This is a genomic window from Duganella vulcania, from assembly GCF_009857655.1.
Lineage (GTDB): Bacteria > Pseudomonadota > Gammaproteobacteria > Burkholderiales > Burkholderiaceae_D > Rugamonas > Rugamonas vulcania.
In genome coordinates this window covers 1-2,807 of sequence record NZ_WWCX01000210.1, presented here as the reverse complement: position 1 = coordinate 2,807, position 2,807 = coordinate 1, and the positions used below count along the sequence as shown (strand labels likewise).

The 2,807-nt window shown below is 67.0% G+C and carries 3 protein-coding genes; all 3 read left to right on the top strand.

Annotated elements, in window-relative coordinates; genetic code table 11:
- Positions 1-436 (top strand): hypothetical protein (locus GTP90_RS35320; RefSeq protein ID WP_161087874.1); only part of this gene is annotated, 436 nt, incomplete at its 5' end.
- A complete protein-coding gene (locus GTP90_RS35315) occupies positions 433-987 on the top strand; it encodes a hypothetical protein (RefSeq protein WP_161087873.1) in 555 nt (184 codons plus the stop codon). The genes GTP90_RS35320 and GTP90_RS35315, both read left to right, overlap by 4 nt.
- Positions 987-2,807, top strand: a 1,821-nt coding sequence (locus tag GTP90_RS35310; RefSeq protein ID WP_161087872.1) for a secretin GspD/PilQ domain-containing protein, incomplete at its 3' end; no start/stop codon positions are given. The genes GTP90_RS35315 and GTP90_RS35310, both read left to right, overlap by 1 nt.

Sequence of the window (2,807 nt, the reverse complement as noted above, 5' to 3'; positions counted from 1 at the left end):
CTGGCTGCTGCCGCAACGCGCGGCGCAGGCGCGGCTGATGGCGCGTCCCTTGCCGACGCCGGCGTCGCTCGTCACCGCTCCGCCGCCGCCATCGGCCAACCAGAACCTGGCCGGCTTCTACGAAGTGCTGGGCGAGAAGCGCTACGCCGAGCAGCAGGTCAAGGTGCTGTTCGACCTGGCGGCCAAAAACAAGCTGACGCTGAGCCAGGGCGAATACAAGGCCGGCTACGACAAGGCCAGCCGCGTCAGCACCTACCAGATCATCCTGCCGTTGAAGGGGCCGTACCAGTCCATCTGGCAGTTCGCCATGCAGGCCTTGAGCGACATGCCGTTCGCGTCGCTGGACGAAATCGGCTTCCGCCGCGAAGCCATCGCCGAAACCACGGTGGAGGCGCGCCTGCGCTTCACGCTGTACCTGAAGGATGGCGAGCCATGAAGCCTTATCAGATCGCGATGGGCGTCGCGCTGGCCGCCGCTGCGGGGCTGGTGCTGTTCGGCGATAACTCGCCGTCCGGCGACATCGCCGAACCGGTCACGCGCAGCCGTTCGACCGCGCCGGTAGCTGTGCCGACATCCCCCGCGCCGCGTGCCGGCAAGGACGGCAAGCCGCAGCCCGAGGTGGCGATCCTGCGCCTGACGCCGCGCGCCACGCTGGTCGGCGAATCCGGCGAGGCCACTTTCGCGGCGGGCGAGGGGGTGTTCCAGGGACAGAACTGGAATCCGCCGCCGCCACCGCCGCCGCCGGTGTCGAACGCGCCGCCGCCTGCGCCGGTGGCGCCGCCAATGCCGTTCACGGTGCTCGGCAAGGCCGTCGCCGACGGCGCCTGGGAAGTCTACCTGGCGCGCGGCGACAAGACTTACGTCGTCAAAAACCAAACCGTCATCGACGGCACCTACCGCGTCGAGAAGATCGCGCCGCCGCTGATGTCGGTCACCTATCTGCCTTTGAATCAGGTACAACAGATCAATATTGGAGTCCTCGACTGATGGCTAGTCATCTGAAGAATGTGGGCCGCCGCGCCGCGCTGCCTGCCATGCTGGCGATCGCCCTGAGTGGCTGTGCCGGACAAATGGCCTATCGCGATGGCCGCGACCTGATCGCCAAGGACCAGATCGAGGCCGGCCTGCTCAAGTTCCAGGAAGCCGTCAAGGCCGATCCGGGCAATGCGCAGTACCGCTCGGCCTATCTGCTGGAGCGCGACCGCGCCACACTGCGCCTGCTCGACCAGTCCGAGCGCCAGCAGTCCGAGGGCCAGCTGGACCTGGCGGAGCAGGGCTTCCGCCGCGTGCAGGCGCTGGACCCGCTCAACGAGCGCGCCCGCGCCGGCCTGCGCGCGCTGGAGCGCGACGCCCGCCAGACCAAGCTGCTCGCCGCCGCCAGCGCGCACGTCAACAAGGGCGAGTACGAACTGGCCAGGCAAAAGCTCAACGCGATGCTGGTCGAGAACCCGGCCAACGAGAAGGCGCGCCTGATGCTGCGCGAGGTGAGCGAGAAGATCGCGCCGCCGGCGGCGGAACCGGGCCTGTCGAAAGCCTACAAGCAGCCGATCTCGATCGAGTTCCGCGACGCGCCGCTCAAGCAGGTGTTCGAAGTGATCTCGCGCCGCTCCGGCCTGAACTTCGTGTTCGACAAGGACGTCAAGACCGACCAGCGCACCACTGTCCTGCTGAAGAACAGCACCGTCGAATCGGCGATCTACTTCCTGCTGCTGACCAATCAGCTGGAGCAGCAGGTGATGGATGCGAACACGATCCTGATCTACCCGAACGTGGCGGCCAAGCTGAAGGAATACCAGGAGATGACGGTCAAGACCTTCTTCCTGGCGAACGCCGAGGCCAAGCTGGTGGCCAACACGCTCAAGACCATCCTCAAGACGCGCGACGTGGTGGTCGATGAAAAACTCAACCTGCTGATCGTGCGCGACAGCCCCGAGGCGATCCGCCTGGCCGAAAAACTGGTGGCCCTGCAGGACGCGCCGGAGGCGGAGGTGATGCTCGAGGTGGAGATCCTGGAAGTGAAGAAGGGCAGCGTGATGGACCTGGGCGTGGTCTGGCCGACCGGTATCGGCCTGGCGCCGCTGTCCACGTCGGGCGGCACCGGCATCACCATCCGCGACCTGAATAACCTGAACCAGCGCACCATCGGCGTGACCGGCGTCACGGCCGGCATCAACGCCAACAAGAACGACACGGATTCCAACCTGCTGGCCAATCCGCGCATCCGCGTGCGCAACAAGGAGAAGGCCAAGATCGTCATCGGCGACAAGCTGCCGGTGATCACCACCACCGTGTCGTCCGGCGTGGGCGGCTTCGCCAGCGACAACGTGACCTATGTCGATGTCGGCCTGACGCTGAACGTCGAGCCGACGGTCTACCTGAACGACGAGGTGGCGATCCGCGTGCAGCTGGAGGTGAGCAACCTGACCGGCACCATCACCACCAAGAGCGGCGGCACCGCCTACCAGATCGGCACGCGCCAGGCCACCACCATGCTGCAGCTGAAGGATGGCGAGAACCAGGTGCTGGCGGGCCTGATCAACAACGAGGAGCGCGGCACCGCCAACCACGTGCCGGGCGCGGGCGACCTGCCCATCGTCGGCCGCCTGTTCGGCAGCAAGCGTGACGACAACCAGAAGACCGAGATCGTGCTGTCGATCACGCCGCACCTGATCCGCAATGTGCAGCGCCCGGAAGCGTCGGCATCGGAGTTCTCGGCCGGCACCGAGGCGAGCTTCCGCCGCCGCCCGGACCTGAGCGCGCGCCCCGCCGTGGTGATGCCGCCGTCGCCGGGCGCCTTGCCGCCGCCG

Coding starts and splice junctions, on each gene's coding strand:
- GTP90_RS35315 (WP_161087873.1), top strand. CDS start 433: ATGAAGCCTTATCAGATCGCGATGGGCGTCGCGCTGGCCGCCGCTGCG.